This window comes from Pseudomonas sp. SIMBA_068 (assembly GCF_046534705.1).
In the GTDB taxonomy this organism is placed as follows: Bacteria; Pseudomonadota; Gammaproteobacteria; order Pseudomonadales; family Pseudomonadaceae; genus Aquipseudomonas; species Aquipseudomonas putida.
Genome location: NZ_JAWRYI010000387.1, coordinates 1 through 278, shown reverse-complemented (window position 1 = coordinate 278; position 278 = coordinate 1). Strand labels below are relative to the sequence as shown.

Below are 278 nucleotides of genomic sequence, written 5' to 3'. Positions count from 1 at the left end.
CACCGGACCTCATGACGCCTCCTTGCACAGCGCCTGTTGCAGCGCCCACAGGCGCGAGTAGCAACCACCGTTGGCCAAGAGCTGCTGGTGGCTGCCCGATTCACTGATGCGCCCCTGTTCCAGGGCGATGATGCGTTGGCAATGCCGTACCGCAGACAGGCGATGGGCAATGATGATCACCGTGCGTCCCTGGGCGATGCTCGCCATGTTGTCCTGGATCAGCGCCTGGGATTCGTCATCCAGGGCGCTGGTGGCTTCGTCGAAAATCAGGATGCGCG

Annotated in this window: 1 pseudogene; it reads right to left on the bottom strand. The window is 62.9% G+C overall.

Features of this window, described 5'->3' with window-relative positions:
* Positions 1–9 precede the first annotated feature (9 nt).
* Positions 10–278 (bottom strand): annotated as a pseudogene (locus SB756_RS29650) (type I secretion system permease/ATPase); the annotation flags it as partial.